The organism is Streptomyces aurantiogriseus (assembly GCF_014649375.1).
Classification (GTDB): Bacteria; Actinomycetota; Actinomycetes; order Streptomycetales; family Streptomycetaceae; genus Streptomyces; species Streptomyces aurantiogriseus.
Genome location: NZ_BMSX01000065.1, coordinates 1 through 1,980 on the forward strand (window position 1 = coordinate 1; position 1,980 = coordinate 1,980).

Sequence of the window (1,980 nt, forward strand, 5' to 3'; positions counted from 1 at the left end):
ATCCGGGCCGGACATCACCGCTGCCGTGGTCGTCGCCTGGTTCACCGTCTGGGTGTCCGCGCCCGTGGCACCCGCGAAGTCGGTGTCCCCGCCGTACGAGACGTTGATGGTGTACGGGCTGCCCGCCACGTCCGTGTAGGTGTGGGTGGTCGTCACGGTTCCTCCGACGAGAGTCTCGGTGACGGCCGGCGTGCCGTCACCGAAGTCGAAGGTGACGGTCCCCGTCGGCGTCCCCGCACCCGGAGCGTCCGCGGTCACCGTCGCCGTCACCGTCACCGGCTCACCCACCACCGACGGGTCCGGGCCGGACATCACCGCTGCCGTGGTCGTCGCCTGGTTCACCGTCTGGGTGTCCGTGCCCGTGGCACCCGCGAAGTCGGTGTCCCCGCCGTAGGTCGCGGTGATGGTGTACGGGCTGCCCGCCGTGGTGGCGTACGCGTGCGTGACCGTGGCCACGCCGCCCACCAGGGTCCCCGTCTCCGTCGGGCTGCCGTCGCCGAAGTCGAAGGTGACGGTCCCCGTCGGCGTCCCCGCACCCGGAGCGTCCGCGGTCACCGTCGCCGTCACCGTCACCGACTCGCCCACCACCGACGGATCGGGCGTCGAGGTCACCGCGGCGGTCGTCGCGGCCTGGCCCACGGTCTGGGTGTCGGTTCCGGTGGACGGGTTGAAGTCGCCGCTGCCGCCGTAGGTCGCGGTGATGGCGTACGGGCTGCCCGCCGTGGTGGCGTACGCGTGCGTGACCGTGGCCACGCCGCCCACCAGAGTCCCCGTCTCCGTCGGGCTGCCGTCGCCGAAGTCGAAGGTGACAGTCCCGGTCGGCGTCCCCGCACCCGGAGCGGTGGCCGTCACCGTCGCCGTCACCGTCACCGGCTCACCCACCACCGACGGATCGGGCGTCGAGGTCACCGCGGTCGTGGTGTCCACCGAGCCGACCGTGTGGGAGTCGGTGTCCGAGGAGCCTGCGAAGCTGGTGTCTCCGCCGTAGGTGGCGGTGATGGTGAACGGGCTGCCGGCCGCCGTGGCGTAGGCGTGGGTGGCCGTGGCCGTGCCGCCCACGACGGCTCCGGGGACCGGCGCTGATCCGTCGCCGAAGTCGAAGGTGACGGTCCCCGTCGGCGTCCCCGCACCCGGAGCGGTGGCCGTCACCGTCGCCGTGGCCGTCACCGACTCACCGACCAGGGACGGGTCGGGTGCCGACGTCACCTCGGTCGTCGTGGCCGACTGGTTCACCGTGTGGGTGTCGGTGCCGGTCGACAGGCCGAAGTTGCTGTTGCCGTTGTAGGTGGCGGTGATGGTGTGGGGGCCGACCGCCAGGGCGTCGGTGGTGACGGTGGCGGTGCCCGCGGTGACGGGTGCGCTGAGGACCGGTCCGCCGCTGATGACGAAGAACACCGTCCCGCCGGGCGTACCGGCTCCGGGCGCGGTGGGCGTCACCGTCGCGGTGATCGTCACCTGCTCGCCGAAGACCGACGGGTCGGGGCTCGAAGTGACCGTGGTCGTCGTCTGGGCGATGGCCACGACGTGGGTCTCGGTACCGGTGGAGGCACTGAAGTCGGCGTTCCCGGCGTAGGTGGCCGTGACGGTGTACGGGCTGCCGGAGGTGCTGGTGTAGGTGTGGGTGACCGTCGCCGTCCCGCCCACCAGCGTCACGGTCTCGGCGGGTGACCCGTCCCCGAACGTCACGATCACGTCTCCGGCCGGTGTTCCGGTTCCCGGCGCCTCGGCGGCCACCACCACGGTGATGTCGACCGGTTGGCCGACCACCGAGGGATTGGGGCTGGTGACGACCGCGGTGGTGGTTCCCGCCACTTCTACGGTCTGGGTGTCGGTGCCGGTGGAGGTGGTGAAGTCGGTGTCGCCGCTGTACGAGGCGGTGACGGTGTACGGGCTGCCGGAGGTGCTGGTGTAGGTGTGGGTGGAGGTCGCCGTTCCACCGACGACCGGCACCGTGGCCGTCGCGCTGCCGTCACCGAAGTC

Annotated in this window: 1 protein-coding gene; it reads right to left on the reverse strand. The window is 72.1% G+C overall.

What is annotated here, in order from left to right; translation table 11 throughout:
• The coding region (locus tag IE263_RS47975) for a beta strand repeat-containing protein (protein ID WP_189944453.1) at nucleotides 1–1,980 on the reverse strand (1,980 nt) is incomplete at both ends.